The organism is Mesorhizobium sp. BH1-1-5 (assembly GCF_020165615.1).
Classification (GTDB): domain Bacteria; phylum Pseudomonadota; class Alphaproteobacteria; order Rhizobiales; family Rhizobiaceae; genus Mesorhizobium.
This window is the reverse complement of record NZ_JAIUIM010000059.1, coordinates 1-1368: the sequence shown is the minus strand read 5'-3', so window position 1 is coordinate 1368 and position 1368 is coordinate 1. Positions and strand designations below refer to the sequence as shown.

Annotated in this window: 2 protein-coding genes; both read right to left on the bottom strand. The window is 64.5% G+C overall.

All coding sequences use genetic code 11. The features are described from left to right. Nucleotides 1–48: 48 nt before the first annotated feature. Nucleotides 49–930 (bottom strand): IS3 family transposase, encoded by an 882-nt coding sequence (locus LB572_RS34290; protein ID WP_140811562.1) that lies wholly within the window; start codon nt 928–930, stop codon nt 49–51. Beyond that, nucleotides 927–1310 (bottom strand): transposase, encoded by a 384-nt coding sequence (locus LB572_RS34285; protein ID WP_224670913.1) that lies wholly within the window; start codon nt 1308–1310, stop codon nt 927–929. Before LB572_RS34285 ends, LB572_RS34290 begins: the two co-directional genes overlap by 4 nt. Nucleotides 1311–1368 lie beyond the last annotated feature (58 nt).

Genomic DNA, 1368 nt, shown 5'->3' with positions numbered 1-1368 from the left:
TGGACTGCACCCCTGTTGTGAGACAGGGAATAGGTGACAGCGTTAGCGTTAGGCCGCACGGGGCTGCTGCGCAGCAGCCCCGTGCGGCGTCCAGTTTGCCTCGAACTCCACGGGCGGTCGATAGCCGAGCGCCGAATGCAGCCGTTGGCGGTTGTAAATTTGCTCGATGAAGGCGCCGATCTGCTGGCGCGCCTCGTCGATGTCGCGATAATCGCGGCCGTCGACTTCCTCCTGCTTGAGTGTCTTCATGAAGCTCTCTGCCTTGGCATTGTCGTAGGGGTTGCCGACCCGGCTCATGGAAGCTTGGATGTCGTGTCGCGCGAGCACGGCACTGTATTCGGCACAGGCATATTGGACGCCGCGATCGGAGTGATGGATGAGGCTTCCGGGCTGCGGACGGCGTGCCTCCAGCGCCATGGTCAGCGCCGCCACGGCCAGGCTGGCCTCCAGATGGTCGTCCAGAGCCCAGCCGATGACACGGCGGCTGAAGGCATCAAGCACGACGGCGAGGTAGGCGAACTCCTCGCGCAGCCGCACATAGGTGATGTCGGCCACCCACAACTGGTCGAGACCGCTCACAAGGAGGCCGCGCGCCAGGTTCGGCACCACCTGCCAGCCGTGCCGGGATGCGGTCGTGACCGGCACGAACGGCTTCTTCCTCAGGCACAAGAGGTTGTCCTCACCCATGATGCGCAGCACCCGCTTGTGGTTCACCACAACGCCTTCGCGCCGCAACTGCCAAGTGATGCGCCGATAGCCGTACGAGAGGCTGTTGGCCAGGGCAACGCGCTGGATGGCGTCGCGCACGCAAGTCTCCTCCTGGCGCGGCGCCGAGGCCTGAAAGTGCCGATAGTAGCCGGCCCGGCTGACGCCGGCCAGCGCGCACATCCTTTCGACGCTGAGTCCGCCTTGTGGCCGAGGGGTCGTCATCGCCGTGATTGACGCGTAGACGAGCTCGCGCCAGGCCCGTCGCTCGGCTGGCGCTTTTCCCTGACTTGCCGCAAGGCTTTGCGAAAAAAATCGAGCTCCAGCTCCTGCCGGCCGACCTTGCGCTCCAGTTCGACTATGCGGGCCTGCGCCTGCGCAAGATCGGCACGCTCGCGGGGCGGCCCAACCGCGGCTGTTCTGGGGTGCTGTCCAGGTGATCGCAACGCCGCTGCGCCGCCGCTCAGATACTTGGCCCGCCAGTGGTAGAGCATCTTGGTGCCCACCCCCAGCTCTTTGGCTAGGGCCGCCACCTTCTCTCCCGCCAGCAGCTGCTCAACGGCTGCCAGCTTCATCTCTCGGCTAAATTTCCGTCTTTGAGGCATCAGTCCCTCTCTCAGGACTGTCCCTTATATCCTTGTCTCAGTTTTGGGGTGCACTCCA

Bases quoted from the DNA above. Each gene is read 5' to 3' on its own strand.
- LB572_RS34290 (WP_140811562.1), bottom strand. From the start codon at position 930: ATGACGACCCCTCGGCCACAAGGCGGACTCAGCGTCGAAAGGATGTGC.
- LB572_RS34285 (WP_224670913.1), bottom strand. From the start codon at position 1,310: ATGCCTCAAAGACGGAAATTTAGCCGAGAGATGAAGCTGGCAGCCGTT.